General features: G+C 70.6%; 22 protein-coding genes. 13 read left to right on the plus strand and 9 right to left on the minus strand.

Annotated elements, in window-relative coordinates; all coding sequences use genetic code 11:
- Window positions 1-422: 422 nt before the first annotated feature.
- Window positions 423-1,943, minus strand: a complete 1,521-nt coding sequence (locus tag NR792_RS31340; protein WP_375756379.1) for a hypothetical protein — start codon at window positions 1,941-1,943, stop codon at window positions 423-425.
- 223 nt (window positions 1,944-2,166) lie between these two features.
- On the opposite strand from NR792_RS31340, the gene poxB reads away from it, so the two are divergent.
- The 4 genes from poxB to NR792_RS31360 all read left to right on the plus strand — a co-directional run bounded on the left by poxB (window position 2,167) and on the right by NR792_RS31360 (window position 5,647).
- Window positions 2,167-3,906, plus strand: a complete 1,740-nt coding sequence (gene poxB / locus NR792_RS31345; protein ID WP_375756380.1) for a ubiquinone-dependent pyruvate dehydrogenase — start codon at window positions 2,167-2,169, stop codon at window positions 3,904-3,906.
- 128 nt (window positions 3,907-4,034) lie between these two features.
- On the plus strand, window positions 4,035-4,553 hold the full coding sequence (locus NR792_RS31350) for an RNA polymerase sigma factor (RefSeq protein ID WP_375756381.1): 519 nt from the start codon (window positions 4,035-4,037) through the stop codon (window positions 4,551-4,553).
- A gap of 30 nt (window positions 4,554-4,583) precedes the next feature.
- Window positions 4,584-5,099: a hypothetical protein gene (locus tag NR792_RS31355; protein WP_375756382.1), complete on the plus strand. Its 516-nt coding sequence runs from the start codon at window positions 4,584-4,586 to the stop codon at window positions 5,097-5,099.
- Window positions 5,100-5,182: 83 nt separating this feature from the next.
- Window positions 5,183-5,647 (plus strand): DoxX family membrane protein, encoded by a 465-nt coding sequence (locus tag NR792_RS31360; RefSeq protein WP_375756383.1) that lies wholly within the window; start codon window positions 5,183-5,185, stop codon window positions 5,645-5,647.
- Between the two features lie 78 nt (window positions 5,648-5,725).
- Here the strand turns inward: NR792_RS31360 and NR792_RS31365 are convergent, their stop codons facing one another.
- Window positions 5,726-7,201 (minus strand): S28 family serine protease, encoded by a 1,476-nt coding sequence (locus tag NR792_RS31365; protein ID WP_375756384.1) that lies wholly within the window; start codon window positions 7,199-7,201, stop codon window positions 5,726-5,728.
- Window positions 7,202-7,308: 107 nt separating this feature from the next.
- Between NR792_RS31365 and NR792_RS31370 the strand changes: the two genes are divergently transcribed.
- Window positions 7,309-8,322: an NAD(P)-dependent alcohol dehydrogenase gene (locus tag NR792_RS31370; RefSeq protein WP_375756385.1), complete on the plus strand. Its 1,014-nt coding sequence runs from the start codon at window positions 7,309-7,311 to the stop codon at window positions 8,320-8,322.
- Here NR792_RS31370 and NR792_RS31375 read toward each other — a convergent pair.
- Both NR792_RS31375 and NR792_RS31380 read right to left on the minus strand, forming a co-directional pair.
- Complete coding sequence (locus tag NR792_RS31375; protein ID WP_375756386.1) at window positions 8,309-8,710, minus strand: TonB family protein; 402 nt, start codon at window positions 8,708-8,710, stop codon at window positions 8,309-8,311. The genes NR792_RS31370 and NR792_RS31375 overlap by 14 nt on opposite strands.
- A 20-nt stretch (window positions 8,711-8,730) precedes the next feature.
- Window positions 8,731-9,342, minus strand: a complete 612-nt coding sequence (locus NR792_RS31380) for a DUF2378 family protein (protein ID WP_375756387.1) — start codon at window positions 9,340-9,342, stop codon at window positions 8,731-8,733.
- Window positions 9,343-9,577: 235 nt separating this feature from the next.
- Here NR792_RS31380 and NR792_RS31385 point away from each other — a divergent pair, with 235 nt between their 5' ends.
- From NR792_RS31385 to NR792_RS31395, 3 genes are all read left to right on the plus strand, one after another.
- The gene (locus NR792_RS31385) at window positions 9,578-9,961 is read left to right on the plus strand and encodes a hypothetical protein (RefSeq protein ID WP_375756388.1); all 384 of its coding nucleotides are present in this window, start codon (window positions 9,578-9,580) and stop codon (window positions 9,959-9,961) included.
- A 33-nt stretch (window positions 9,962-9,994) separates the two neighbouring features.
- Window positions 9,995-11,689: a sigma 54-interacting transcriptional regulator gene (locus tag NR792_RS31390; protein ID WP_375756389.1), complete on the plus strand. Its 1,695-nt coding sequence runs from the start codon at window positions 9,995-9,997 to the stop codon at window positions 11,687-11,689.
- A gap of 76 nt (window positions 11,690-11,765) precedes the next feature.
- Window positions 11,766-12,257, plus strand: coding sequence for a hypothetical protein (locus NR792_RS31395; RefSeq protein ID WP_375756390.1), 492 nt, complete (start codon window positions 11,766-11,768; stop codon window positions 12,255-12,257).
- A gap of 34 nt (window positions 12,258-12,291) precedes the next feature.
- Here NR792_RS31395 and NR792_RS31400 read toward each other — a convergent pair whose 3' ends face one another.
- A complete protein-coding gene (locus NR792_RS31400) occupies window positions 12,292-12,927 on the minus strand; it encodes a TetR family transcriptional regulator (RefSeq protein WP_375756391.1) in 636 nt (211 codons plus the stop codon).
- An 80-nt stretch (window positions 12,928-13,007) separates the two neighbouring features.
- On the opposite strand from NR792_RS31400, the gene NR792_RS31405 reads away from it, so the two are divergent.
- The gene (locus NR792_RS31405; protein WP_375756392.1) at window positions 13,008-13,913 is read left to right on the plus strand and encodes an SDR family oxidoreductase; all 906 of its coding nucleotides are present in this window, start codon (window positions 13,008-13,010) and stop codon (window positions 13,911-13,913) included.
- Window positions 13,914-14,136: 223 nt separating this feature from the next.
- On the opposite strand, the gene NR792_RS31410 is transcribed toward NR792_RS31405, so the two are convergent.
- Window positions 14,137-14,478, minus strand: a complete 342-nt coding sequence (locus NR792_RS31410) for a VOC family protein (protein ID WP_375756393.1) — start codon at window positions 14,476-14,478, stop codon at window positions 14,137-14,139.
- Between the two features lie 659 nt (window positions 14,479-15,137).
- On the minus strand, window positions 15,138-18,659 hold the full coding sequence (locus NR792_RS31415) for a protein kinase (protein WP_375756394.1): 3,522 nt from the start codon (window positions 18,657-18,659) through the stop codon (window positions 15,138-15,140).
- Between the two features lie 118 nt (window positions 18,660-18,777).
- Between NR792_RS31415 and NR792_RS31420 the strand changes: the two genes are divergently transcribed.
- The 4 genes from NR792_RS31420 (at window position 18,778) to NR792_RS31435 (ending at window position 22,773) form a co-directional block, all read left to right on the plus strand.
- Window positions 18,778-19,584: an alpha/beta hydrolase family protein gene (locus NR792_RS31420; protein WP_375756395.1), complete on the plus strand. Its 807-nt coding sequence runs from the start codon at window positions 18,778-18,780 to the stop codon at window positions 19,582-19,584.
- Between the two features lie 51 nt (window positions 19,585-19,635).
- Window positions 19,636-20,949, plus strand: coding sequence for an AAA family ATPase (locus tag NR792_RS31425; protein ID WP_375756396.1), 1,314 nt, complete (start codon window positions 19,636-19,638; stop codon window positions 20,947-20,949).
- Window positions 20,946-21,797 carry a hypothetical protein gene (locus NR792_RS31430; protein WP_375756397.1) on the plus strand — a complete coding sequence of 284 codons (852 nt, stop codon included), beginning with the start codon at window positions 20,946-20,948 and terminating at the stop codon, window positions 21,795-21,797. Before NR792_RS31425 ends, NR792_RS31430 begins: the two co-directional genes overlap by 4 nt.
- A 127-nt stretch (window positions 21,798-21,924) precedes the next feature.
- Window positions 21,925-22,773: a DUF1206 domain-containing protein gene (locus NR792_RS31435; RefSeq protein ID WP_375756398.1), complete on the plus strand. Its 849-nt coding sequence runs from the start codon at window positions 21,925-21,927 to the stop codon at window positions 22,771-22,773.
- Here NR792_RS31435 and NR792_RS31440 read toward each other — a convergent pair.
- Window positions 22,770-24,209, minus strand: coding sequence for a glutamine synthetase family protein (locus NR792_RS31440; protein ID WP_375756399.1), 1,440 nt, complete (start codon window positions 24,207-24,209; stop codon window positions 22,770-22,772). The genes NR792_RS31435 and NR792_RS31440 overlap by 4 nt on opposite strands.
- 240 nt (window positions 24,210-24,449) lie before the next feature.
- Entirely contained in the window at window positions 24,450-25,709 is a 1,260-nt protein-coding gene (locus NR792_RS31445; RefSeq protein ID WP_375756400.1) for a C39 family peptidase, read from the minus strand.
- Window positions 25,710-25,876 lie beyond the last annotated feature (167 nt).

The raw sequence follows: 25,876 nt of genomic DNA on the forward strand, positions 1-25,876 counted from the left end.
CATGACCTCTGTCCACAGGGATTGAGAAGGTGAGAACCCGGCGGGGCTCCCCCGTCGGCGGCGCACCGCACGAACCTGTCCGACAGTCGGACAGGTTGGGAGAGCCGAGCCTGGGAGCCCCCGCCCCATCCGAGCCCTGGGAACCTGTCCGACAGTCGGACAGGTTGGGAGAGCCGAGGCTGGGAGCCCCCGCCCCATCCGTGCCGCGGAAACCTGTCCGACAGTCGGACAGGTTGGGAGAACTGGGGCCGGGAGCCCCCGCCCCATCCGAGCCCTGGGAACCTGTCCGACAGTCGGACAGGTTTGGAGAACCGAGGCTGGGAGCCCCCGCCCCGTCTGAGCCGCACGAACCTGTCCGACAGTCGGACCGGTTTGGACCGCCGTGTCGGGCGGGAGGTATCCCGCTGGGATGCCCGGTGGGTTCAGGGCGCGCGGGCCTTCTCCACGGCGGTGGTGAGCGCGCTCCAGTCCGTGGGCTTCAGGTGCATGCCGAACACGCGGGCCACCGGCAGCTTCTCGCGCGTGGCCACCTCCACGGTCTCGTCCACCTGCTGCACGTTGAAGAACGGGCCGTCCGGGTGGGGCTGCACCAGGTCCGACGTGTAGAGCAGCCGGTGCTCCGGCAGCCACGCGAACACCATCCGCTCCCCCGTCTCCGTGCGCACCGGGACGAGCTCCAGCCGGTTCTTCCCGCTGCCCAGCACCCGCCGCCCGTCCACGACCTGGAGCTTCGCGGCGCGCGGCTTCCGGGCGAGCACGTCCGGCAGCAGCGTGCGCGGCGACGCCACCAGCCGCTCCACCAGCGCGCGGTTGAGGTCCAGCACGTACACCGGGATGCCCCGCGCCACGTACTCCCGCAGCCCGCCGACGTGCGGCCAGGCGTCGCTGGTGGACACCACGGCCTTTACCTTCAGGCCCGGGAAGCGCTTCGCGGCCTCCTCCATCACGCGCGCCGAGTAGCTCGAGGCGAGCGGACCCTCCACCACCACCACGCCGTCGTCCTGCGCCACCAGCGCCACGTTCCACGCGCCCGGCAGCTGCACCACGCCCGGCGCCAGCTCCACGGGCGGCGCGTCCGGACGGAGCGCGGGCGTGTCGTCCAGCTTCCTCGAGCGACGTGCCTCGAAGCCCTGCTTCACGTCTTCCGCCACGGCGAAGTCCGCGTCCACGAGCGGCGGATCCACCGTCACCGCCGTCACCGTGACGGAGTGGTGCGGCTGACCGTTGCGCGCCCACTCCCAGTGGCGCGGATAGCGCAGGCCGCCGGACTCCAGGGACCACGCCTGGAAGGACAGCACGGTGCGCACGTCGCCCCAGACGCTCCAGAAAGGGTCTTCCGGATGCGTGTCCACCGTCTCCACCGCGGTGGGCAGGCCCGTGCGGGCGTTGAGGAACAGGCGCACGCTCGCGCGGTCCAGGTGGAAGGCGACGACGTGGTGGGGCACCTCCTGCAACACGGTGTCCGCCTGCGCGCGCAGGTCCTTCGCGTCCAGCGCCGCGAGCAGCACGTGCTCCGGCGCGAACGCCAGCCGCTCCCGCAGGTCCTGGAGCTGTGCGCCGCCCAGGGGCCGCCACTTCCCATCGAGCTCCGCCGCCGCCACGCCGTCGGCCAGCAACATCGTCACGCGCTTCCATGCGTCCATCACGATGCCGCGCCCTTCGGACTGCTGACGCAGGCGGCCCTGGCGCAGGTCGCGCACCTCGTCGAACTGCTCGTACATGACGAGGAAGGGCGGCGTGGGGCGCTCGGACTGCTCCAGCAGGTTCCAGTGGCCCACGCCCCGGAGGCGCAGGCCCGTGAGCGCGCGGAGCCAGGCCTCTCCGCCCATGGCCTCGGCGGCGGCGCGGACGTGGGCGCGGCCGGGATCCTCGGAGGCGGCGGTGGCGGGCAGGCTGAGCAACAGCAACGCGGCGACAGCGGACAGCAGCAGGGGTCTTCGCATGGACCCAGGATGTCGCGGCCGGAGACTGCCCTCGGGGGCCATGCCGCCAGTGACGCGAACGGCGCGGCGAACGGTGGGCGGAGCGCGGCGAATGGTGAAGGCCCGGCCGTCCCTCCCGCACCGGGCAGCCAGCCTGACACGGGGCCCGGCCGCACGGCCGGTCGCAGGGCGGTGGGACGGTGCACATCTTCGCCCCGGGTGAAGACGCCCAGGCCAGGGGTGGATGATGAAGCGGACGGCGGCGGATCAGTTCGTGGAGGTCCTCGCGCTCGCGGGGGTGAAGCGCATCTACGGGGTGGTGGGCGACAGCCTCAACGCCATCACCGAGTCGCTGCGCAAGCGCGGCGACATCGAATGGGTCCCCATGCGCAGCGAGGAGGCCGCCGCCTTCGCGGCCGGCGCGGAGGCGCACCTCACCGGGCAGCTCGCGGTGTGCGCGGGCAGCTGCGGCCCTGGCAACACCCACCTCATCAACGGCCTCTATGACTGCCACCGCAGCCGGGTGCCGGTGCTGGCCATCGCGGCGCAGATTCCCTCCGTGGAGCTGGGCACCGGCTACTTCCAGGAGACCCACCCGGAGAACCTCTTCCGCGAGTGCAGCCACTACTGCGAGCTCATCTCCGCCCCCAACCAGATGCAGCGCACCGCGGAGATCGCCGTGCGCAACGCCCTGGGCAAGCGCGGGGTGTCCGTGGTGGTGATTCCCGGCGACATCGCGCAGCAGAAGGAGGAGGAGGCCCGGCCGCCCACCGCGGAGTCCCTGCGGCTCTCCGAGCCCCAGGTGATGCCCTCCGCCGCGTCGCTGGACCAGATGGCCGCGCTGCTCAACGCCGGGGGCCGCGTGACGCTCCTGTGCGGCGCGGGCTGCGAGGACGCGGGGCCCCAGGTGGTGGAGCTGGCGAAGCGGCTCCAGGCGCCCGTCGTCTCCGCCCTCCGGGGCAAGGAGTTCGTGGAGAAGGACAACCCCCACTTCGTGGGGCTCACGGGGCTCATCGGCTACGCGTCCGGGTACTGGGCGATGATCGACTGCGACGTGCTGGTGATGCTGGGCACGGACTTCCCCTACCGTCAGTTCTACCCGGACGGCGAGGACACGCGCGTCATCCAGGTGGACGTGCGCCCGGAGAACATCGGCAAGCGCACGCGCGTGGACCTGGGCGTGGTGGGCAGCGTGGCCCCGACGCTCCAGGCGCTCCTGCCCAGGCTGGAGGCCCGGCGCGACGCGAAGCACCTGGAGCGCGCGCTCGAGCACTACCGCAAGACGCGCGAGGAATTGGACTCACTGGGGCAGGGCACGGTGGGCCGCAAGCCCATCCACCCGCCGCAGGTGGCCCGAGCGTTCGACCTCCAGGCGTCCGACGACGCCATCTTCACCTGCGACGTGGGCCTGCCCACGGTGTGGGCCGCGCGCTACGCGACCATGAAGGGCCGCAGGAGGCTGGTGGGCTCCTTCAACCACGGCTCCATGGCGAGCGCGCTCGCGCAGGCGATTGGCGCGCAGAAGGCCTTCCCGGACCGGCAGGTCGTCTCCTTCTCCGGCGACGGCGGCTTCACGATGCTGATGGGGGACGTCCTCACCCTGGTGCAGCTGTCGTTGCCCATCAAGATTGTCGTGTTCAACAACAGCTCCCTGGGCTTCGTGGCCATGGAGCAGCAGGTGGGCGGCATGCTCAGCGTGGGCACCGCGATGCACCCCACGAACTTCGCGAAGCTGGCGGAAGCGCTGGGCATGAAGGGCCTGCGCGTGGAGGACCCGGGGCAGGTGGATGAAGCCGTCCAGCAGGCGCTCGCGACGCCGGGGCCCGTGCTGGTGGACGCCGTGGTCAGCAAGGCGGAGCTGGTGATTCCACCGCGCATCACCGCGTCCATGGCCGCGGGCTTCACCCTGTTCGGCATCAAGGCCCTGCTCAACGGCCGCACCACCGAGGTGCTGGAGCTGGCGCGCACGAACCTCTGGCGGTGAGCTGAAAAGCCCTGTCGTTCCTGGAGGTTGGAAGGCCCCGGAGAAAAATCAGCAGGGCCGCGAATCCATTCGCCCCGTGGCCGCCTCTTAGCTCGCGAATGGGGATTTTCCCCGCCGCACGAGGTCCCATGGGTACCACCACCACCCCCGACGCGTTGCTGCTCGCGGCCCACGCCGGTGACCGCGACGCGATGGTGCACCTGCTCCAGCTCCAGCAGCCAAACCTGCGGCGGTACGCGCAGAAGCGCTGCCTCATCAGCGACGTGGACGACGCGGTCCAGGAGGCCCTGCTGGTGATGTCCCGCCAGCTGGCCGCCGTGCGCCAGCTGGCGTCGTTCTCAGGGTGGATGTTCCGCATCGTCCAGCGCGAGTGCCGCCGCCTGGCCCGCACGGTGCTGAAGCAGGACCCCTACGAGGAAGCGCTCGCGGACCAGTGGATGTCCGCGCACACGCCGGACTCGCTGCGGCTGGACCTGGCGTCCGCGCTGGAGTCGCTGCCCCCGCAGTACCTGGAGGTCGTCGTGCTGCGCGACTTCGAGGTGCTGTCCATCCGCGAGATGTCCGAGCGCCTGTCGCTGGACCCGGCGGCGGTGAAGAGCCGCCTGCACCGCGCCCGCGTGATGATCCGCGAATACCTGCTGGCCTGAGTTCCAAACCCTCTCATCCGGAGTCCTGTCATGGCGAACCCAATGTCCACCCTGGGCATCATCCACACGCTCGTGAGCGTGCCTCCCATCGTCTTCGGCGTCTGGGCCTTCGTGCGCGACGGGCGCATCGACCCGGGGACGCGCGTCGGCAAGGCGTACGTCGCCAGCATGGTGACGTCCATCGTGACGTCCTTCGGCCTGTCGAGCACGGGCGGCTTCAACCCGGGCCACGCGCTGGGCCTGCTGGCGCTGCTGCTCATGGCGGTGGGCGCGGCGGCCCCGGGCCTGGGCGTGTTCGGCCGCGCCACGGAGTACGTGCGGACCCTGACGTACTCCGCCAGCTTCATGGTGCTGATGGTGCCCGGCATCAACGAGACGCTGACCCGCCTGCCCGCGGACAAGCCCCTGGCCGACAGCCCCCAGTCCCCGCTGGTGCAGGCGGCCCTGGCGACGTGGCTGGGCCTGTTCCTCTGCGGCGCCACGTACCAGGTGCTCCGGCTGCGCGCCCGGGCGTACGGCCATGTAGGCGGACTGCAGCACCGATAAAAGCGGGGGGCGTGTCGATTCGTGGGCCCCTGATTCGACGTGGGAGTAGAAGCCCCGCGCTCTTACCCGCCACGGAGTACGCCATGAACGCCGCCCTGACCTCCTCCACCCCCGGGGTGGAGGCCACCCCGAAGAAGAAGTCGTTCGCCCGCCACCTGCCGACGGCGGCCCGCGTGTTCATGGGGCTGGTGTTCTTCGTCTTCGGCCTGAACGGGTTCCTGGAGTTCATCCCCATGCCCAAGGACCTGAACCCGGCGGACCCGGCGGTGGCCTTCGGTATCGCGATGAAGGCGACGGGCTTCCTGTTCGTCCTGGTGAAGGGCACGGAGACGGTGGTGGGGCTGCTGCTGCTGGCCAACCGCTTCGTCCCGCTGGCGCTGGCGCTCATCGCGCCGGTCATCGTGAACATCTTCCTGACGCACGCCTTCCTCGCGCCGTCGGGCCTGGGCATGGCGGTGATGCTCCTGGCGGCGGAGCTGTTCCTCGCCTGGTCCTACCGGGCGGCGTACCGCCCGATGCTCGCCATGCGCGTCAGCCCAAACTCCTGAGGTCGAGGACGAAGCGGTACCTCACGTCGCCCTTCCCCAGCCGCGTGAACGCTTCGAGCCGAAAGGAAGACCTGAGGCTCAGTCGCGCGGCGGGCCGTGGCGGCGGTCCACCACGCCCGTGGTGACGGGCAGCTCCGCGACCTTCGCGGTCCGGGCGCGCAGGCCCAGGGCCGCGGTGTCCTCCGCGGGCAGGCCCGCCCAGGTGCGCAGCCGCTCCAGCGCCACGGCCCGGTCCGCCTCCGGCAGGCCGGTGATGCTGGCGCCGTGGTTGCCGCCTGGCTGGAAGAACCGGTACGAGTCATTGCGCGCGCTCACGCTGAACGCGCCCGTGGACCACGGGTCGTTCTCTCCGTAGACCAAGAGGATGCGCTCGCCGAACGCCTTCACCCAGCCCTCCACGAGCGGCATGGCGAAGGGGTTGAAGGGGTACGGCCGCATGTCGAAGGGCACGAGCGCCCGCGGGTCGTAGCCCCGGGGATAGCGCTGGACGCCGCGCAGGTGGCTCTCGTCGGACGCGTAGCTGCCCAGCTGCGTGGCGGCCTGGAAGTCGTAGGGCGCGTAGTAGTCCAGGTCCGAGTCGCTCATGTACGTGAGGCCGACGACCGTATCCAGCGTGTCCACCAGCGCCTGCGCGGGCGCACCCTTCGGCGGAATCACGTCACACAGCGACGCGTCGCCGTACTGCCAGAAGGCGAAAGCGAACTCGAGCGCGGTGAACTCCAGCGCCTTGTCCACGCCCAGGAAGTCGTAGGTCCGGCCAGACGCCGCGCCCATCGCCTGGAAGAGGGGCTCCGTCTCCGCGCGCCGCTCCAGCACCTCGCGCTGGAAGACGCGGATGCTCTCACGGCACTCCGGGGTGCCCAGCTTGCTCAGGAACCGCACGTAGCGCGGGTCCTGCGTGCCGTAGCTGTTGGGCGCCACGTAGGCCACGGTGGCGTCCACGTCGCGCGGGAAGAAGGCCCGGTGGTAGAGCGACGTCATGCCGCCCTTGCTGCCGCCGGTGCTGATCCACTTGCCGGGGAAGAGCGGCTTGAGCGCCTGCACGATGCGGTGGTGGTCCGCCGCCGCCTGCTCGATGCTGAGCAGCTTCCAGTTCGCGGGCTGCGGGATGGAGGGCGTGAAGAAGCGGTGCTCCACCAGCAGCTGGTTGCCCTGCGTCAGGTAGGTGGGCTCCGTCTGGTACGGGAACGTGCTGATGCCATAGCCGGTGCTGGCCAGCACCGTGGGGGCCTCCGCGTTCCGGTAGAGCAGCGTCACCCGCTGCTGGAAGCGCGTGCCATTCGGGTGCAGGTGGTCCGCCGGCTGGTCATAGCTCAGCACGAAGAACCGGACGCCCGGCGCGGGCACCGGCCGCTCCTGCACCACCGTGAGGCCGGGAATCGCCTGCAATTGGGCCAGGATGTCCGGCGCCGCGTCCTGTGCAAGGGATTGCGCCTGGACCTCCGGCGCGCTCGAAGCCGCCGCCTCCGAGGGAACCTCATTGCCGCCACACGCTTGCAGCCCCAGCGCCATTGCACACGCGAGCACCAGGGGACGACCAAAGAAACGCGTCATATGGGAAATGCCTCCTGTCTTGGAAAGACGCTACGAAGATGCCGGGGTCGCATTTCATGAAGAAGGACTTCCCAGGTGCCCTGGATGCGGCCCTAAGTTCAGCGGCCATGAACGTCCATGAGATTCGCGGTGCCTTCGGTCTGGAGAACCTGGTGCGCGCGGAGCGGCCGGACCCCACGCCCGGACCCTTCCAGGTGCGCGTGCGGGTGAAGGCCACGAGCCTCAACTCGCGGGACCTGATGATGGTGGAGGGCCGCTACAACCCGCGCCAGAAGCTGCCGCTGGTGCCCAACTCGGACGGCGCGGGCGTGGTGGACGCGGTGGGCCCGGGCGTCACCCGCGTGAAGCCGGGCGACCGGGTGATGACGCTGTTCGCGCAGGGATGGCAGGCCGGTGAGCCCACGAAGGCCATCACCGCCACCACGCTGGGCGGCCCGCTGGACGGCGCGCTCGCGGACACGATGCTGCTGCACGAGGACGGCGTGGTGCCCACGCCCGCGTACCTCACCGACGAGGAGGCCGCCACGCTGCCGTGCGCGGCGGTGACGGCGTGGAGCGCGCTCGTCACGCAAGGAGCGCTCAAGGCCGGCGACACGGTGCTGGTGCAGGGCACGGGCGGCGTGTCCATCTTCGCGCTGCAGATTGCCCGGCTGTTCGGCGCGCACGTCATCGTCACGTCCAGCCGCGACGACAAGCTGGAGCGGGCCCTGAAGCTGGGCGCGCGGGAGGGCATCAACTACGTCACCACGCCGGACTGGGAGAAGGCGGTGCGCACGCTCACCGGCGGCGTGGGCGTGGACCACGTGGTGGAGGTGGGCGGCTCGGGCACCTTCGAGAAGTCACTCAAGGCGGTGCGCGTGGGCGGCACCGTGTCCGTCATCGGCGTGCTGTCCGGCGGGGCGGGCTCCGTGTCCCTGGTCCCCATCCTGATGCAGAACCTGCGCGTGCAGGGCGTGTTCGTGGGGCACCGTCAGTCCTTCGAGGCCCTCACGCGCGCGTTCACGCTCAATGACATCCACCCGGTGGTGGACCGCGTCTTCCCCTTCGCGGAAGCGCGCGCCGCCTTCGAGCACATGAAGCAGGGCGCGCACTTCGGGAAGATTGTCATCAAGGTGAGCTGACCCACGCGAAGTGGAAGTGCGCCTCCACCGTGGGCGTGGTGGTGCTCTTGGGCAGGGGCGGGAAGGGCGCCGCCTTCTTCACCGCGGCGAGCGCGGCGGCGTCCCACGCCTTGGAGCCGGACTCCGTGAGGATGGCGGTGGAGACCAGCTTGCCGTCCTTGTCGAGCACGGCCTGCACGATGGTCTTCTTCCCCAGCGCTGGCGTGCCCCTGGCGCCCGGCTGCTTCCAGCCCTTCGCGACGCGCTGGAAGGCCTGCTGCTGATAGGCGGGGCTGTCCACCGAGCCCTGGAAGTAGGTCTGCAACTGGGGACTGCCACCCGCGGCCAGCGCCCCGGAAGCGAGGGCCAGCGCGAGCACCACCACGGCGGTTTTCGTCAGACGGAGCATGGGCCGAATATAGGGCCCGTTCAGTTCCTCGGCTCGGGGCTCCGGGGCGGCGCCGCCTTCGTTTCGGGGGGCTTGCCCGCGCCCTTCTCCGGGAGCCAGGACAGGTCGTACACGGCCGCGTCGCCCGCGCTGCGCATCAGCACCACGGAGGCGCCGCGCGCGCCGCTCATCTCCAGGCCGGCCGCGAACAGGCCCCGGTAGAAGCCCGCCACCACCACCGGGCGGCAGGTGAGCACGTAGCGCGTGGGGCCCGTCTGCTCCAGCCGCGCCTCCAGGTAGTTGGTGCCCGTGCGCAGGTTGCGCGTCATCCGCTCCAGCATCCGGTGCGGCCCCAGGAGCCGCACGCCCGCCAGGAGCGCGCTGCCGATGAGCGTGGCCCCGTAGCCCTCCAGGAAGCGCCGGCCCACCACCTCCGCGCCGTCGTCCAGCGTGGCCGCGGGCGCGAGCACGGACGCCGCCAGCTTCAGCGACTCCACCCACACCTCCAGGGGATAGGCCACCGACAGCTTTCCACGCGGGTCGATGCCGGCCTCGCGCAGCTGCCGCGCGCAGGACTCGTCCAGGTGGTCACCCAGGGCGCGAATCAGCCCTTCGAAGCTCTGCTGGAACACGAGGCGTTCGGGACTCGGCATGCCCTCCCACGCTACCCGTGTGAGCGGGGCTCTCTCAACCCGGGAGGTTCCCAGACTTCAAGAACCTGGCGCGGATTGTTCGAAAACGCAGTGCGGCATGGGGCCCGACGGGTCGGTCGACGGGGTTTCGACGCGTCGAAGAGGGGGCCGGGGTGGCTCCTCCGAGGGAGGAGGGCGTGGCATCGCGGTTGCTCTGGGAGGGAGGCGTCACCTCACCCACCTCAGGAGCAAGACCATGGGCACTCCCTCCGTGATTTTCGTCGCCAACAACACCAGCGGCGCCAACTGGCTGCCGGGCACCCCCACCATCGACCATGGCGCCATCAGCCCGTCCACGCCGCCCAACGTGACGTCGCAGGCGGGCACGCAGAACCTGTTCACCGCGGAGCCCAACTGGGGGCTGATGGGGGATGAGGGGGCCGTGACGTACTCGTGCGGCGCCAGCCCGTCCACGGACCAGTTCGTGCTGTGGTGGGACAACCGCTGGTCGCACGCCTCCGGCCCGGGCGTCATCGCGAAGAGCGCCAACTACGACATCTCCTCCACGGTGTCGTTCAACCAGGGCTCCGGCAACTACACCGTCACGGTGAGCCTGGCGCCGAAGCCGGCGCGCCGCTGAGGTCCGCGGGAGGGTGGGGTAGGGTCGTGGGCCATGCCGCACGACCTCCTCGCTGACATCTCCACGGCCGCGATGCAGGAGCGCGGAGCCTCCCGGGGAGCTCCCCGCGTGGTGCCCGCGCTGACGGTGGTGTCCCATCCGGTGCCCCGGCGCGTGGGGGACCGGCGGCTGCTGGATGCGCTGGCGGCGGGCCGTCCGGTGGCGCTGTCGCGCAACGCTCCGGACTTCGCCAGGCCGGGCAGCTCGCTGGGGCTGCCGCTGGCGGATCCGTTCGTGAGCCGCAAGCCGCTGGAGTTCTCCGCCCTGCCGGACGGCGGCGTGCGGCTGACGGTGCCGGAGGACGGCACGCACGTGGTCGCGGCGGGCGCGCCGCTCCAGGGGGCGCGGGACTTCGGGCCGTCGGAGTGGAGGGACGGCGTGGCGCTGGAGCTGTCGGGCCGCGTGGTGCTGCTGCTGCACCCGGTGGAGCTGGACGGCGAGGGCGCGGCGGACACGCTGGGCATGGTGGGGGAGAGCGCGGGCCTGCGGCGGCTGCGCAAGCACATCGAGCGGGTGGCGGACCTGGACGTGTCGGTGCTCATCCGGGGCGAGACGGGCACGGGCAAGGAGCTGGTGGCGCAGGCCATCCACCGGCTGGGGCCGCGCAAGGCGGGGCGCTTCGTCAGCGTCAACCTGGGCGCCATCCCCAAGGAGCTGGCGGCGGCGGAGCTGTTCGGCTCGCAGAAGGGCGCGTACTCGGGGGCGACGCGGGACCGCGAGGGCTTCTTCCGCGCCGCGCACGGGGGCACGCTGTTCCTGGACGAGGTGGGCGAGGCCCCGCCCGAGGTGCAGGTGATGCTCCTGCGCGTGCTGGAGACGGGGGAGCTGTACCCCGTGGGCGCGAGCCATCCGGTGACGGTGGACGTGCGGCTCATCGCCGCGACGGACGCGCACCTGGAGGAGCAGATCCGCGACGGGCGCTTCAAGGCGCCGCTGCTGCACCGGCTGGCGGGCTACGACCTGCGCGTGCCCGCGCTGCGCGAGCGGCGTGAGGACGTGGGCCGGTTGTTCTTCCACTTCGCGCGCGAGGAGCTGGCGGCGCTGGGAGAGGAGGCGCGGCTGGACACGGAGGATCCGCACGCGGAGCCGTGGCTGTCCGCGCCGCTGGCGTCGAGGCTGGTGCGCGCGGCGTGGCCGGGCAACATCCGGCAGCTGCGCAACCTCACGCGGCAGCTCGTGATTGGAAGCCGGGGACAGGCGCGGCTCCAGGCGGACGCGCAGCTGGATGAGCTGCTGGGGATGCCGGAGGTCGCGGCGCCCGCGCCAGGGGCGAGGCCTCTGGAGGCAGCATCCGCGGTGGCTCCCGCCCGAGGGGCAGGGGCTCTGGAGGCGATGTCCGCGGCGGCTCCGGCGCGAGGGTCCGGTGCCTCGGAGGCACGCGAGGCGGCGGTGCCCCGGCGCAAGCCCTCGCAGGTGACGGAGGCGGAGCTGCTGGCCGCGCTGCGGGCGAGCGCGTGGGACCTCAAGGCGGCGGCGGACGCGCTGGGCATTCCGCGCCCCTCCGTCTACGACCTCATCGAGAAGAGCCCGAACCTGCGCACGGCGGGGGACCTGGGCGCGGATGAAATCACCCGCTGCTTCGAGGCGTGCGGCGGCGACCTGGACGCGATGGTGCGCACGCTGGAGGTGTCGAAGCGCGCGCTGGGGCGGCGGCTGAAGGAGCTGGGGCTGGTGGCGAAGGGGACGTGAGCGGGCGGCCGCGTCGCGTGGCACGCTGGCTGCTGAGTCATTGCGCCGTCAGTGCTCATCCTCCTGGAGGTTCCCCATGCGAAGCCGCGTCCTCTTCCCGCTGTGCCTCACCGGACTGCTGCTGGCCTGTGCCAGCGGCCCCCGTTCTGGTCCTGAAGCCCCGCTGACCGACACCGGCCCGGTGCAGCCCTGCACGTCGGGCGCGCCCACGCGGACCGAGGGCGGGACGGTGGTGGACATCACCGCCAGCTCGGACGGCAAGGTGCACTTCAGCTCCAATACGGTGCGGGTGCAGGCCGGTCAGCCGGTGACCTTCGTGTCCCAGGTGCAGCAGGACCGGTGCATCGGTGTGTCGCGCGGCTCGCTCCTGAAAGACGGCTCCCAGAACCCCCTGCTGGTGCCTGCCTGTCAGAGCGCCTCGTGGACGCTGAAGTCCGGGGATGAGCCGGGAACGACCACCCAGTGGTGGTCCTGCCCGACGAGCGATTGCTCCAAGTGCACGCAGCCCCAGGGCATCACCGAGACCATCAACGGCACGCTGGAAGTCACCGGTCGCGGCGAGGACTGAGCACGCGGCGCCTGCTTCCCCGGGGTGGGGCCCGTCAGCGTCTGGGGGCCTTCGCCCTGGCCGGCCTGACGGGCTGCCGCGGCGTAGCAGTCGGGGCCGCGGTGTCCATGCTCGCGGTGATGGCCTTGAGCGCGTCGAGGCCGGCCCGGATGTGCCGCGCGAGGTCCTGTGCCTTCGGGTCCTCGAGCCAGCGCTCGAACGCGACCTTGAAGACCGCGATGCCTGCCTCCGCGGCCAGGCTCGCCTCGGGTTCGGTGACGCCGCGCTCCCGCAGGGCTCCCGCCGCGGCCGAGGCGAGGGAGGCCAGCTTGATCAGCTCACGCTCCCGAAGCTCGGCGTAGGCGACGAGGAGCGCCTGGCGCGCCCGGGCATGGTCACGCCGGTCCTTGAAGACCGGGGCCATGGCCTCGAGGGCGGCGGCGACCACGTCGAGCGGCGCGGTCCCCTGGGGCGCCTCCGCGATGGTGGTGACGATGAGCTTGTGGAGGTCGTCCGAGCCTCCGAACAGGACCTCCCGCTTGTCGGTGAAGTAGCGGAAGAAGGTCCGCTCGGTGAGCCCCGCGCGCGCGGCGATGTCCTCCACCGTCGTCCGGTCGTACCCCTTCTCCTGGAAGAGGCTCATCGCGGCCTCCGAGAGCCGTCCACGCGCGTTGGGTTCCCAGCGGCCCATGGACGCCAGCATACCTGATTGCAGTCACTGACATCACTTGTTAGAGCTGATGTCAGCAGCTGACATCAAGGGGTTTTTCAATGCGCGTATTCGTCACGGGTGCATCGGGTTTCATTGGCTCGGCGGTCGTCCCTGAACTGCTGGGAGCGGGGCATCAAGTGGTGGGGCTTGCCCGCTCGGAGGCTTCGGCCCGGGCGCTGGAGGCGGTGGGGGCCGAGGTGCAGCGCGGCTCCCTGGAGGACCTCGACAGCCTGCGCGCCGGGGCGGCGAGGGCGGACGGGGTCATCCACCTGGCGTTCATCCACGACTTCTCGCGGTACCAGGACTCAATCCGTGCCGACACGCGCGCGATTGAAGTCCTCGGCGGTGTGCTCGAGGGTTCCCAGCGGCCGCTCGTCATCGCGGCGGGGCTGCTGGGCCTCGCGCCGGGACGCATCGCCATGGAGACCGACGCGGCGTCCCCGTCGGGGCGCGGCGTGTCGGAGGAGACGATGCTCGCGCTGGCGACGCGTGGCGTGCGCACGTCCATCGTGCGGCTTCCGCCGTCGGTTCACGGCAAGGGCGACCATGGCTTCGTGCCGCACCTCATCGCCTCCGCGCGCCAGAAGGGGGTGGCTGTCTACGTGGGGGAGGGGGCGAATCGCTGGCCCGCCGTGCACCGGCTCGACGCGGCCCGGCTGTTCCGGCTCGCGCTGGAGCGAGCCCCCGCAGGCGCGCGGCTCCATGCCATCGCCGACGAGGGCGTGCCCACCCGGGACATCGCGAACGTCATCGGCCGCCGGTTGGGGGTGCCAGTCGTCTCGAAGGCGCCAGCGGAAGCGAGCGACTTCCTCGGCTTCCTGGGGGCGTTCTTCGCGCTCGATGCCCCTGCGTCGGGGGCCCTCACGCGCGAGCAGCTTGGCTGGCGTCCCGTCGAGCCCGGACTCCTCGCCGACCTCGACAGCGACCACTACTTCGCGGTGGACGCCGGCGCGCAGGTGTCGTGAGCACGGCGAAGGCACGCTGGAGCCCCGGTGCCACAAGCCGGGGCTGAAGCGCGGTCGTCCGGGGGACTGAGGTGTCCATGACGCGTTGGCGCGCGAAGCTGGCGCGAACGCGCTGCTCGAAGGCGGCGTCCGCTGGCGTGAAGACCTGCGGTCCGAAGGGCAGCCTGGCAGCGCTCATCGAAGTGCTCCCATTCGAAAGGGTTCGGAACGCTCGAATGTACGGTCAGAGCGGGATGCTGCCGAAGCCGATCTCGTTCCCGTCGGGATCGCGATAGGCGGCCCTCCGGACGCCGTTGCCATACGTCTCCTGTTTCTCCGCGTTGATTCCCCGTTCGGCGATCGCGGCCACGAGTCCATCCAGGTCGTCCACGAAGATGGAGTGGTTCGCGTGGCCCGCGTGCTCGGGGCGCTCGTCGATGAACACGGAGCGGTGCTCCGCGAGATCCCACACCGCCTTCGTGGGGGTGGCGACGAACATGGGTGGCCCGCCGAACAGCCGGGAGTACCAGTCACGAGCCGTGGCGAAGTTCGAGACAGCGATCCCGGCGTAGAGGGCAAGGGGCATGCGCCGATGCTAACGCCCCGAACTTCCATGCCGCACACCTCCACCCGATGCGGCCCAAACCTGTCCGACAGTCGGACAGGTTTCCGCTGCCCGGCCGGAGCGGGAGCACTTCCAGCCGCGTGCGTCCAAACTGGTCTGCTTGTCGGACAGGTTTCCGCTGCCCGGCCGGAGCGGGAGCACTTCCAGCCGCGTGCGTCCAAACTGGTCTGCTTGTCGGACAGGTTTCCGCTGCCCGGCCGGAGCGGGAGACCCCAGGCCGCGTCTTTCCCAACCTGTCCGACAGTCGGACAAGTTTCCGCTGCCCGGATGGCGCGGGGCCCCCGGCTGCGTTCGTCCCAACCTGTCCGACAGTCGGACAGGTTCGTGCGGTTCGCCCTCGCCGCGGAGTCCCAGGAGGGTTCTCTCTTTCTCAGCGCGGAAGGCTGAGGTGCGTCGCGGTGGACCCGCAGCCACTCGGACGTTGCAGGTCCGTGCCCTCCACCGCGACGGCTCGTCGAGCGAGAGTCCGCGATGCCGTGCGGTGCGCCGGTGCGGTGGAGCCCCTCCCTCCATCGGCTGACGCTTCGAGCCACGAGCCGTGTCGGGTCTCGTGCCTCGGTTCCTTCTCGCCAGCTCACTCCACATGAAGTGGGCCAGCGAAGGTCGTTCATCCGGTGCGGTCAGTCCGGCGGCAGCTTCGCGAGGGCGCGCCGCAGGGCCTCGCGCAACCCACTGGCGTCCTTCCACCTCGGGCGTGCGGTGAGCACGGCTTCGGTGAGCGACAGGCCCTGCTGGAGGTGGGCACGTGCTTCCGGGCCGGAGGAGGTCGCGCCCCATTCACGCAGGAAGGCGCCGTAGGCGAGGCGTTGGTCCAGGTTCTCGGGCTCCAGCTCCAGCGCCTTCTGGAAGTCGCTCGCCGCGGCCTGGAAGGACGCGTCTGGCTTCACGCCCCGCCGGGCTTCCTCGCGAGCCTGGAGCGCCCGCGCTTCGCCCCGCCAGCGCCATGCCTGCGCGAGAGACGGGTTGAGCTTCAGCGCGCGCTCCAGCGCCTCCGTGGCCTGGGCGAGCACCGGACGTGGATCCCTTCCCTGCTTCAGGGTGTACGCGGCCACGGTGTGATGGACCTGTCCCAGGTTGGCCCACGGCTCGGCGAGTCCCGGCAGCAACGTGGTGGCCTGCTGGAGTTCAACCTGGGCCTCCTTCGCGCTCGCGCTGGGATCCTGGTCGCGCAGCAGCCGCCAGGTCGCGCGCCACATGCGCACCTCGCCCAGGTTGTTGTGCGCGAAGCCCACCTTGGGCGCGATGGCGATGGCCTGGATGAAGGCCTGCTCCGCCTGGTCCAGCAGGGGCTCCGGCGCGTCTCCCCGGTCCCACGCCTCACGGGCCTGGTCGAGCAGGACGGTGCCTACGCCGTTCCGCAACGGGGGCAGCTTCGGGTTGATGGTGATGCCGTGACGGTAGGCCTCCAGCGCGCGGGCAAGTCCCGGACCCGCTTCACCTCCGCGGTCGCGCAGGCGCAGGGCGAGCGCGCGATGCACCTCCGCCAGATAGAACCACGCGACGACGTGGCCCGGGTCGAGCGTGCTCGCGCGCTCCAGCGCAGTCCTCGCCTCCTCCAGGTCCGCGTCCTTCGACGGGGCACGTGGATGGTTGGCGCGGTTCACGTAGGCCGTGCCCAGGTTGATCCATGCATCCGGCCGCTTCGCATCCAGCGCCAAGGCGTGTCGATAGGACGTGATGGCCTGCCGCCGGAAGGGCAGCGAGTCCCCGCCGCGTCCGTCCTCGGAGTCCGCCCACACCTTGAAGACGAGTCCCAGGTCCAGGTGGAAGTCGTAGTCGCGCGCGGCCTCCGGAATGGACTCGAAGGCGGCGACGGCGGCGCGCAGGTGTTCGCGCGGATCCTCGTTCCGGTCTTGCCGGTAGCGGGCCCACTGCCACCAGCCCATGGCCAGCGCGTGGCGTGCCTCCACCTTGGACGGTTCGAGCCTCAGCGCCTCCTTCGCCGCGTCCAGCGTCCGGGTGAGGAGCGGCTCCACGTCGCCCCCGCTGCTCAAGCGCACCTGGGCGAGGCGCCGGTGGAGCCGGGCCTCCAGCACCCACGTCTCCGCTTCATCGGGAGCCGCCGTGCGCGCGCGTGACACGGCCTCCAGCCCGCGCGTGTACGCGGGCAGCACGTCCCCCTTGCCGGACAGCTCCAGCAGCAGGGCCTCCTGCTCCAGCTCCGCTCGAGCACGGTGCACAGCGGACACGCTGCGGCCAATCTCCGCCGCTGCCGCGTAGGCCCGCCGTCCGGCCTCCAGGTCGTCCCGGGCCGCGTCGCGTTCACTCGCCAGGGCATGGCGCACGGCGCGGGCGAGCAGGATGTCGCCCCGGAGCTGCGGCGCTTCGTGGAACCACGGCAGCCGCGTGCCCAGCGCATCCAGGGACTTCAGCGCGTCCTCGAAGCGCTCCTGGTGGAAGGCGCGAAGGGCCTCCGCGTATTCAGGGGCGGGCACCTCCGCGCCACGGCCCTGCTCCAGGAACGCCAGCGCCGGTTCGCGTGAGTGCGTCTGGGCTTCGCGGCGCTTCACCTCGCGGCTGGCCGCGTCCGGGTTGCGGTCCGCCTCCAGCCGTTCACGCTGATAGCGGTGGCCCAGCACCAATGCGAGCGCGTACGCCACACGGGGCTCGCGGAAGCCCTTCGCCCAGGCGGCCTCCAGGTGCGTGCGCGCGGCCTCCTCGTCTCCCAGCGCGAGGAACCCGCGTCCCAGTGCGTAGTGCCCCGGGCCCTCCGCGACGGGACCTGCGTCGCGCATGGAGGCTTCGATGTCGCGCATGCGGGCGCGCATCGCCTCGCGGTCCGGCCGCGTGTCGTGCAGGGGCGCCTGGCCGGAGTAGCGCGCCTGGGCCTCGATGCGTTCAACGCCTTCGGTGAAGCGCCGGGTCAGGGCCTCGCGTTGGGAGACCTCGCGCCGGGCCATCACGCCCTGGCCCACGGTGCCCGCGACCGCGAGCCCGGTGATGCCCGCGACGACGACCGCGACCCGGTGACGGGCCACCCACTTGCGCACGCGGTACGCGGGGCCGGTGCGCGCGAGGACCCGGTCGCCTTCGAGGAACCGCGTGAGGTCGTCCGCCAATGCCCGCGCGGAGCCGTAGCGCCGCGAGCGCTCCTTCTCCAGGCACTTGAGGACGATGGCCTCCAGGTCCGCCGGAATCTCCGCATCCAACTCGCGCGGACGGCGGGGCTCCTGGGTGGCGATGCGGCCGAGCACCTCCAATGCATTGGCACCGGTGACAGGCGGTTGGCCGGTGAGCAGGTGGTACAGGGTGGCGCCCAGGCTGTAGACATCCGCGCGCCGGTCCAGGCGGGACACTTCACCCCGGGCCTGCTCAGGGGCCATGTACTGGGGTGTGCCCAGCACGGTGCCGGTGGCGGTGGCGGCGTCGTCGCTGGTCCAGTCGCGCGCCAGACCGAAGTCCATGACGTAGGGGCGCAGGGCGCCGTCCTCGCCTTGCTCCACGAGGATGTTGGAGGGCTTGAGGTCGCGGTGCACGAGCCCGGCCAGGTGGGCCGCGTGCACGCCCAGCGTGGCGTCGCGCAGCACGAGCGCCTTCTGCTCCACGGACAGCGTGCCGGCCAGGGTGTGCAGCGGCGCTCCCGCGATGTACTGCATGGCGATGTACGCGCGGCCCTGGACCTCGCCGACCTCGTACACGCGGCAGACGCGTTCGTGGTCCACGCGAGCCTGGGCACGGGCCTCGGAGATGAAGCGACGAGACAGCTCCGGGTCCTCGTCGCGAACGAACTTCAGCGCCACGTCGCGGTGCAGCCTCAGGTCCCGGGCCAGGAAGACGCGACCCATGCCGCCCTGTCCCAGGAAGCGCACGGGCCGGTAGAGCGTCCAGTGCGGCACCGGGAACGCAGGCCCGTCCGTCACGGCAGCTGGCACCGCGCCCGGAGGCAACGTGTCGTCACCCGTGCCCTTGTGCGGAGGTGCGCCATCGGACACGGGCAGAGGCGGCGTCTCCGCCTCTGCCTCCATGCTCCGGCGCAGCGACCCGAGCGAACCCGGGCTGATCCGCCCCTGCTCCACGAGGAGCTGGAGCGGAGAGACACCGCGCCGCGCGGCCTCCTCGCGTACGGCCTCCACGTCCTCGCGGGAGAGGAGGCCTTCGGCCACGGCCATGCGCAGCTCCGCTTCGTTCGCCTCAACAAACACGCCAGGACGCTCCCATCACCCGGGGAAGCGTAGCGGAGCCCCCCGCTTCCACGCACTTCGCCACACGGCGGCGCGGCGCGACTTGCGGTGTCCGCCCGCCCGTTCCCAAGATGCGCGCATGAGCTCCATGTGGGTCCTGGAAACGCCGCAGCCGAAGCCGGACGCGCGCATCGCCTATGGCGAAGCCCCGCAGCAGTTCACCGAGCTGCGCAAACCCAAGGGCAAGGGCCCGCACCCCGTGGTCCTCTTCGTCCACGGCGGCTTCTGGCGCGCCGAGTACGGCCTGGAGCACGCGGGCCACCTGTGCGCGGACCTGACGAAGCGCGGCTTCGCGACGTGGAGCCTGGAGTACCGGCGCGTGGGCCAGGACGGCGGCGGCTTCCCCGGCACCCTGGAGGACGTGGCCTCCGCGGCGGACCACCTGGTGGACGCGGCCCCCTCACTGGGACTGGACCTGTCGAACGTCGTGGCCATGGGCCACTCCGCCGGCGGACACCTGGCCATGTGGCTGGCCGCGCGGCACCGCCTCACACCGAAGCAGGCGCTGTACCGCGATGCACCGCTGAAGCTGAAGGGCGTGGTGTCCCTGGCCGGCGTGCTGGACCTCGCGCAGGGCGCGGCGCTGGACCTGGGCAAGGGCATCGTGAAGACCTTCATGGGCGGCACCCCGGAACAGGTCCCCGAGCGCTACGCCGTGGCCTCGCCCGCCGCGCTCCAGCCGCTGAAGCTGCCGCAGGTCCTCCTCCACGGCACCGAGGACGACACCGTCCCCCTGAAGGTCAGCGAGGGCTTCCACGCCCGGGGCGTCCAGCAGAAGGACCCCGTGCACCTGGTCCCCCTGAAGGGCGCGGGCCACTTCGAGCTCATCGACCCGCGCTCCAAGGAGTGGCCCCGCGTGGTCCAGGCCGTGCGCACCCTGCGCTAGGCGCCGTCTCGTGGCACCGCTGCCGCCGCAGTCGCTGGTATCGTGTTGTTCATGTACCTGACCCGAATCTCCATCCGGAACTTTCGCGGCATCGACGCGCTCGATTGGGAGCTGCCGCCCAAGGCACCGCGGGCCGGGTGGCATGTCTTCATTGGCGACAATGGGGTGGGCAAGAGCTCCGTCCTGCGGGCCGCGGTGCTCGCGCTCGTCGGGCCAGAGGAGGCACCGATGCTGCGCCTCAACTGGGACGACTGGGTGCGTTTCGGGGCCAGTTCGGCTGACATCGACCTCCTGGTCGAGACCGATCCCAAGGTAGATCGGCCTGTTGGCCGACCCGCAGTGAAGGGGCCGCTGCGTGTAGGCGTCGACGTGTTCCGTCGCCCGAAGCCGCGGGTTGTCAGGTCATTTAAATGGAGAACGCGAGGCGCGCCGCCCGAGTCGAATATCTGGGGAAACCCGCACGGCTGGTTCGCGGCGTCCTACGGGCCATTCCGCCGCTTCACCGGAGGTGACCGGGAGTGGGAGAAGCTCCTGGAAACGCAGTCGCGCGTGGCTCGCCACCTCTCGATTTTCGGCGAGTCAGTAGCGTTGACGTCCGGTCTCAAGTGGCTGTGCGACCTCGCGCTGCTTGAGTACACCTCGGATGGACGAAAGAAGCCACGCGCCGCACCCGTCACGGTGGAGAAGGTGCGCAGGTTCGTGAATCAGCGCGGGTTTCTTCCCCACGGGATGCAAATCGAAGAGGTCACTCCGCACGAGGTCGTGTTTCGCGGTGCCTCCCAAGCGCGTGTGCCTGCCGAGAACCTGAGCGACGGCTATCGCGCCGTCCTCAGCCTCACGTTCGAATTGCTCCGGCAACTCTCGCTCGCGTATCCCAAGCTCGCGCTCTTCGATAGGTCAGGGCTCGTCGTGTCCCGTCCCGGCGTTGTGATGATTGATGAAATCGATGCACATCTTCATCCGACATGGCAGCGGGAGATTGGTCCGTGGTTCTGCAGGCTCTTTCCGAACATCCAATTCATCGTCACGACTCACAGCCCGCTGGTCTGCCAGGCAGCGGAGTCTGGCACCGTGTTCAAGCTCACAGCGCCGGGCGCTGACGAGGAATCGCGGTTCCTCACCGGCATCGAGCTGGAACGTCTCGTCTTCGGCAATGTGCTTGAGGCTTTCGGAACGGGTGCTTTTGGGCTGCAGCGGACGACCCGCTCGCGCACGTCGCAGGCGCGCGTCGACGAGCTTGCGGGCCTGAACGCCAAGGAGCTGACGGACGGACTGACGAAGAAGGAGATGGCGCGGCAGCAGGAACTCCGGCGGTCCTCCCCGACCGTCGCGTACGTCTCGGAGCTGCGGGAGCCGAAGGCATGATCCGGCTGCCCCCATTGCGCCTCGACACGAAGGTCGCGAAGCAGCTGAAGGCGTATCAGGGCGAGGTCCTGGGCCTTCGCGGCTACACCGCCCGCGTCGCGGAGGCGAAGCGGCTCTTCTCCCGGTACAATGCGAAGAAGAACGCGACCTTCACGAGCGTGAAGGAGGTTCTTACGCGGATGTGTTCTGGCGCGCGGCGCTGTTCCTACTGCGAAGACTCCGTGGCCGACGAGGTCGAGCACATCTGGCCGAAGGACCTCTATCCGGAGCGCGTCTTCGTCTGGGACAACTACTGTTACGCGTGCGGTCCCTGCAACGGTCCGAAGAACAACCAGTTCGCGGTCTTCGTCGGCACGAGCCGCAGCCCCACGCTGCTCGCCCATCCCAAGCGCAAGAAGGGCCAACCCGCGCCCACGCTCAAGAAGCCCGCCGCCGGCAAGCCGGTGCTCCTCGACCCGCGCAAGGACGATGCGACGCAGTGGCTGACGCTCGACATCCTCAACACCTTTGAATTCGTCGTGACAGCAAAGGGTGGAACGCGCGACGCGGCCCGGGCGCAGTACACGCTGGATGTCCTCGGACTCAATCGCACGCCCTTGCCGACTGCCCGCAAACAGGCCTTCGATGGGTATCGCGCAAGGCTGCGCGAATATCGCGAGGAGAAGCGCTCCCGCGCGCCTGCTGCACGCCTGACCCTGCTGCGAGACGCGCTCCTGCGGATCAGCCACCCGACAGTGTGGGTCGAGATGAAGCGGCATCACGCGAAGGTTCCCGAGTTGAAGTCGCTCTTCGCCGAGGTCCCCGAGGCGCTGTCCTGGGTGCCAATCCCGGGCGCTGGCGCTCCCTGAGCAGCCAGCCAGCCGGGCCCTCTGCTCCCCGTCCGGACGGGGAACCGGGGGAAGCGCCTTGCGCCCGCCCGCGCCGCCGGATGCGCACCCTGTCCTTCGGTCCAGGAGGCCGGGAGGAGCAGACCGCATGGCGACGATGGACGTGATGCGTGGGCCGGGCATGGAGCGGATGTCGCGCGGCGCGAAGGAAGCCGCGAACCACCCGTGGGCGAAGAAGCTGGGCCGCATGGGCTATGCGGCGAAGGGCGCCGTCTACGCCATCATCGGCGTGCTCGCGCTGAAGCTCGCGGCGGGGGAGGGCGGCCGCGCGACGGACAGCCACGGCGCGGTGGCCACCGTGGCGCAAGGCCCCTTCGGCATCGCGCTGCTGTCGCTGCTGGCGGTGGGCCTCGTCGGCTTCGTCATCTGGCGCTTCGCGCAGGCGTTCGCGGACACGGAGGACAAGGGCTCGGACGCGAAGGGGATTGCCGCGCGCGCCATGTACTTCATCAGCGGCGCCATCTACGGCTCGCTGGCGCTGTTCGCCGTGAAGACCGTGGTGGGCGCGTCACAGGACAAGGGCAAGGGCACCCAGGGCTGGACGGCGACGCTGATGGAGCAGCCCTTCGGCCGCGTCCTGGTGGTGCTGGTGGGGCTGGGCATCATCGGCTTCGCGCTGAAGCAGTTCCACTCGGCGTGGAAGGCGAAGTTCCGCGAGAAGCTCACGCTCACGGGCCTGGCGGCGGCGCATCAGCACCGGGTGGAGCGGGTGTGCCAGTTCGGCATCGCCGCGCGCGGCGTCGTGTTCACCGTCATCGGCGGCTTCCTGGTGCTCGCGGGCGTGGACGCCAACCCGGGTGAGGCCAAGGGCCTGGGAGAGGCCCTGGCCGTCGTCGCCCGCCAACCCGCGGGCGACGTGCTCCTGGGGGTGGTGGCGGCGGGCCTGGTGGCCTACGCCGCCTACCTGTTCCTCCAGGCGCGCTACCGGCAGCTCTAGAAGAGGTTCCAGAGGTACTGGTTCGTCACCTCATGGTGGAACTGGATCTCCGCGTCCTTCACGCGGGTGCCCAGCTGCTTGGGGCAGCGGTCCGCGGAGGCCACCTTCAGCTCCGCGTACTTGACCTGCACCTGCTCACCCAGCGTCTGCGCGATGAACTGGCTGCCCTTGAAGAAGCGCACCGCGTCGTAGATGTTGTCCGGCAGGAAGCGCGTGCGGCTGCGCTTGGTCTCCGCGTCCTCCTGCGGCTGCGGCCCCTCCAGGCCCGTCTTCAGGAGCGTGTAGAGGACCATGTACGGGTTCGCGTCCGGCGCCACGGAGCGGCACTCGACGCGCGCGCTGCGCTCGTTGCCGAACGGGATGCGCACCATGGCGCCGCGGTTGTTCGCGGAGGCCTTGATCTGGTTGGGCGCCTCGTAGTGCGGATCCAGCCGGCGGTACGCGTTCACGCTGGAGTTGAGCACCAGGCAGATGTCGTTCGCGTTGGTGAGGATGCGGTCGATGAAGTCCCAGCCCATGGCCGACAGGCCGTCCTGGCCGCCCTTGTCGTAGAACAGGTTCTTGTTGTTCTTCGACAGCGACATGTTGATGTGCATGCCGTTGCCGTTCACGCCCGTGACGGGCTTGGGCAGGAAGCTGGCCGTCAGCCCCTGCTGCGCGGCGACCTGACGGCAGAGCAGCTTGTAGAGCTGGATCTGGTCCGCGGCGACCAGGGCCTCGCTGTACGAGAAGTTCATCTCGAACTGGGAGGGCGCCACCTCCGGGTGGTCCTTCTCGTTCTGGAAGCCCATGGCGCGCTGCGCTTCCGCGGCCTTGTCGATGAAGGCTCGCAGCGCGTCGCCCGGCAGCGCGTGGTAGTAGCCGCCGATGGAGATGAACTCGAACTTGCCCTCTTCGTGGTAGTGGCGCTCGGCGTCACGGTTCTTGAAGAGGAAGCCTTCAATCTCCGGCGCCGCGTGGAACACGGTGCCGTCCTTCTGGAACAGCTGCTCGGTGGCGCGCTTGAGCTGCCCGCGCATGTCCGAGTGGTACGGCGTGCCGTCGCGCTCCAGCACCTCGCAGAACGCCAGCACCTTGCCGGGGCCGAAGATGTCCGAGGGCAGCCAGTAGAACGCGCTCCAGTCCACGTTCAGGCGCAGGTCGCTCTCCGCCTGCGCGGAGAAGCCGCGGATGGACGAGCCGTCGAAGGTGAGGTTGTCCGCGCTCTTGAGGAGGAACTTCTTGTCGTAGTCCAGCATGTGCAGCCGACCTTCCAGGTCGGTGAAGCACACGGTGATGGCCTTGATGCGCTTCTCGTCGGCCAGGTACTTGAGGCGCTCCTCGCGAATCTTGTCCGGCGACTCGCGGCGGAGGCGCTGTTCCTTCACCCGGAGGTTGAGCTCCTCCAGCTCGTCGTAGGGAATCTCCAGGAAGTCCCGCAGCGGCTTCTGCTCCATGGTCCTGCCTCCAGGCGTGTCCCCGGTTCCGGAATACCGGCGGAGACATCAAATGCACGGGCGCAGGTATTTACATTCCGCGACCCGAAATCAAGCCTAAATTCTGCGGACTGAAGGCTAAAGGGCTTGTCGGGTCGCTCACAGGGGACCAAACGTCAAGGGACGGGAGGCCTGATGCCCCGGCCAGTGGACACTGCGCGCCGCGCCGCGTTGGCCGCGTGTCCGCATCTGGACGGGGGGCTACGGGAGGGGCACGAGCCCCTGGGCGGGCAGGGGCGTGCCGGCCGGCCAGAGCACGTACGCGGCCCCCCGGGAGTGCTGCCAGGCACGCCACAGCGCGGCGCGGGGGTAGGTGGTGCTGGTGGTTTCGTTGGAGCCGAAAGCAGGGTCGTTGACGACGACGTCGCCTGTATCGGTGAAGCCCTTCACGACGATGAGGTGGCCGTCGGTGCGGCGGGAGGCGCCGCCGGGGAGCTCGCCGGGTTCGTAGGCGATGCTGATGCTGACGGGGATGCCGGCGGCGATGAGGCGCTCCACGGGGGCGAAGGAGTCGAAGCGGGCGACGAGCCCGTGCAGCGCGCCGTTGGCCATGCTGGCGGCGTAGGCGGTGTTGAAGCTCCAGTTGCCGGTGCCCTTGTAGACCCAGTCATAGGTGTGGGTGGCGGCGGTGGGCACGGGGTGTTGCAGGTCCGCGCGGCCCAGCTTCCGGCTCCAGTACCCGAGCAGCATGGTGGTGGACGTGGGGGAGCACCAGACCTCGCCGCCGTCGGGGTAGATCATCTGCGAGTAGCCCGGCACGTCGAGCACGACGCCCCACGCGGTGCGGTCGGACGTGGCGTCCTGGGGTTGGAGACGCGTGTCGGTGACGGCGGCGGCGAGCGCCCGGACGCGGGGGCTCGCGTCCGCGCGCTCGGAGAAGAGGTGGACGGTGACGCGCAGGGCGTCCGCGCGGCGCTTCAAGTTGAGGGTGTCGGTGAGGACGTTGCCGTCGGCGTCGCCCTGGCCCTCCACGCTGTGGCGCGCGACGGTGGTGGTGTCGAAGGCCCAGACGCCCAGCTCGTAGTCCTTGGTCCAGGTGCCCTCGAGGCGGGCGGAGACGGTGAGCTTCACCCAGGTGCCGGGAGGCGTCTGCGCGTCGAAGGACGGCACCACGCTGTCGAAGCCGCCGGGGACGGACTGGACCTCGGAGGTGGCGGTGCCGAAGCGGAAGGCGCCACCATTATAGAAGCTGCCGCCATCCAGCCAGCCGCCCGCGGGGAACGGGTCGGTGCCCTCCTTCGCGGTGGAGGGGTCCAGCTCCAGCGCGCCCTCGGCGGTGACGCGGGTGCCGTCGCGGGAGAAGCGCGCGAGGTCCCCCGCCACGGACGTCTTCTGCCACAGGCGCGCGGGCGAGCCCGCCTCCGGAGTCGCGTCCGGCGAGGCCGACGGCGGCGAGGAGGCGCAGGCCCAGATGCAGGAGGCCAGCAGGACGGCGGAGAGGACGCGAGCGCGGGCGTTCACGCCCGCGATTCTCTCAAACGCGGGTGCGCGGCCTCAAGGTGGATTCCTGGGAAGTCTGGTTGCGTCAGGGCACTAGCAGTGGCTGCCGGTCTGGATGCGCCGTAGATGGCCAACTCAGGTCAGAGGTGTACTTGCCCCCGCGCGGGCTGAAACGGGGTTGGTGCGAC

The sequence above is a fragment of the Corallococcus exercitus genome (assembly GCF_042231735.1).
GTDB classification, from domain to species: Bacteria; Myxococcota; Myxococcia; order Myxococcales; family Myxococcaceae; genus Corallococcus; species Corallococcus exercitus_B.

What these genes read in the sequence shown, in the direction of transcription:
- NR792_RS31375 (WP_375756386.1), bottom strand. Translation starts at nt 8,710, where the DNA reads ATGCTCCGTCTGACGAAAACCGCCGTGGTGGTGCTCGCGCTGGCCCTC.
- poxB (WP_375756380.1), top strand. Translation starts at nt 2,167, where the DNA reads ATGATGAAGCGGACGGCGGCGGATCAGTTCGTGGAGGTCCTCGCGCTC.
- NR792_RS31420 (WP_375756395.1), top strand. Translation starts at nt 18,778, where the DNA reads ATGAGCTCCATGTGGGTCCTGGAAACGCCGCAGCCGAAGCCGGACGCG.
- NR792_RS31435 (WP_375756398.1), top strand. Translation starts at nt 21,925, where the DNA reads ATGGCGACGATGGACGTGATGCGTGGGCCGGGCATGGAGCGGATGTCG.
- NR792_RS31390 (WP_375756389.1), top strand. Translation starts at nt 9,995, where the DNA reads ATGCCGCACGACCTCCTCGCTGACATCTCCACGGCCGCGATGCAGGAG.
- NR792_RS31440 (WP_375756399.1), bottom strand. Translation starts at nt 24,209, where the DNA reads ATGGAGCAGAAGCCGCTGCGGGACTTCCTGGAGATTCCCTACGACGAG.
- NR792_RS31365 (WP_375756384.1), bottom strand. Translation starts at nt 7,201, where the DNA reads ATGACGCGTTTCTTTGGTCGTCCCCTGGTGCTCGCGTGTGCAATGGCG.
- NR792_RS31405 (WP_375756392.1), top strand. Translation starts at nt 13,008, where the DNA reads ATGCGCGTATTCGTCACGGGTGCATCGGGTTTCATTGGCTCGGCGGTC.
- NR792_RS31395 (WP_375756390.1), top strand. Translation starts at nt 11,766, where the DNA reads ATGCGAAGCCGCGTCCTCTTCCCGCTGTGCCTCACCGGACTGCTGCTG.
- NR792_RS31370 (WP_375756385.1), top strand. Translation starts at nt 7,309, where the DNA reads ATGAACGTCCATGAGATTCGCGGTGCCTTCGGTCTGGAGAACCTGGTG.
- NR792_RS31410 (WP_375756393.1), bottom strand. Translation starts at nt 14,478, where the DNA reads ATGCCCCTTGCCCTCTACGCCGGGATCGCTGTCTCGAACTTCGCCACG.
- NR792_RS31340 (WP_375756379.1), bottom strand. Translation starts at nt 1,943, where the DNA reads ATGCGAAGACCCCTGCTGCTGTCCGCTGTCGCCGCGTTGCTGTTGCTC.
- NR792_RS31425 (WP_375756396.1), top strand. Translation starts at nt 19,636, where the DNA reads ATGTACCTGACCCGAATCTCCATCCGGAACTTTCGCGGCATCGACGCG.
- NR792_RS31360 (WP_375756383.1), top strand. Translation starts at nt 5,183, where the DNA reads ATGAACGCCGCCCTGACCTCCTCCACCCCCGGGGTGGAGGCCACCCCG.
- NR792_RS31385 (WP_375756388.1), top strand. Translation starts at nt 9,578, where the DNA reads ATGGGCACTCCCTCCGTGATTTTCGTCGCCAACAACACCAGCGGCGCC.
- NR792_RS31400 (WP_375756391.1), bottom strand. Translation starts at nt 12,927, where the DNA reads ATGGGCCGCTGGGAACCCAACGCGCGTGGACGGCTCTCGGAGGCCGCG.
- NR792_RS31350 (WP_375756381.1), top strand. Translation starts at nt 4,035, where the DNA reads ATGGGTACCACCACCACCCCCGACGCGTTGCTGCTCGCGGCCCACGCC.
- NR792_RS31355 (WP_375756382.1), top strand. Translation starts at nt 4,584, where the DNA reads ATGGCGAACCCAATGTCCACCCTGGGCATCATCCACACGCTCGTGAGC.
- NR792_RS31430 (WP_375756397.1), top strand. Translation starts at nt 20,946, where the DNA reads ATGATCCGGCTGCCCCCATTGCGCCTCGACACGAAGGTCGCGAAGCAG.
- NR792_RS31380 (WP_375756387.1), bottom strand. Translation starts at nt 9,342, where the DNA reads ATGCCGAGTCCCGAACGCCTCGTGTTCCAGCAGAGCTTCGAAGGGCTG.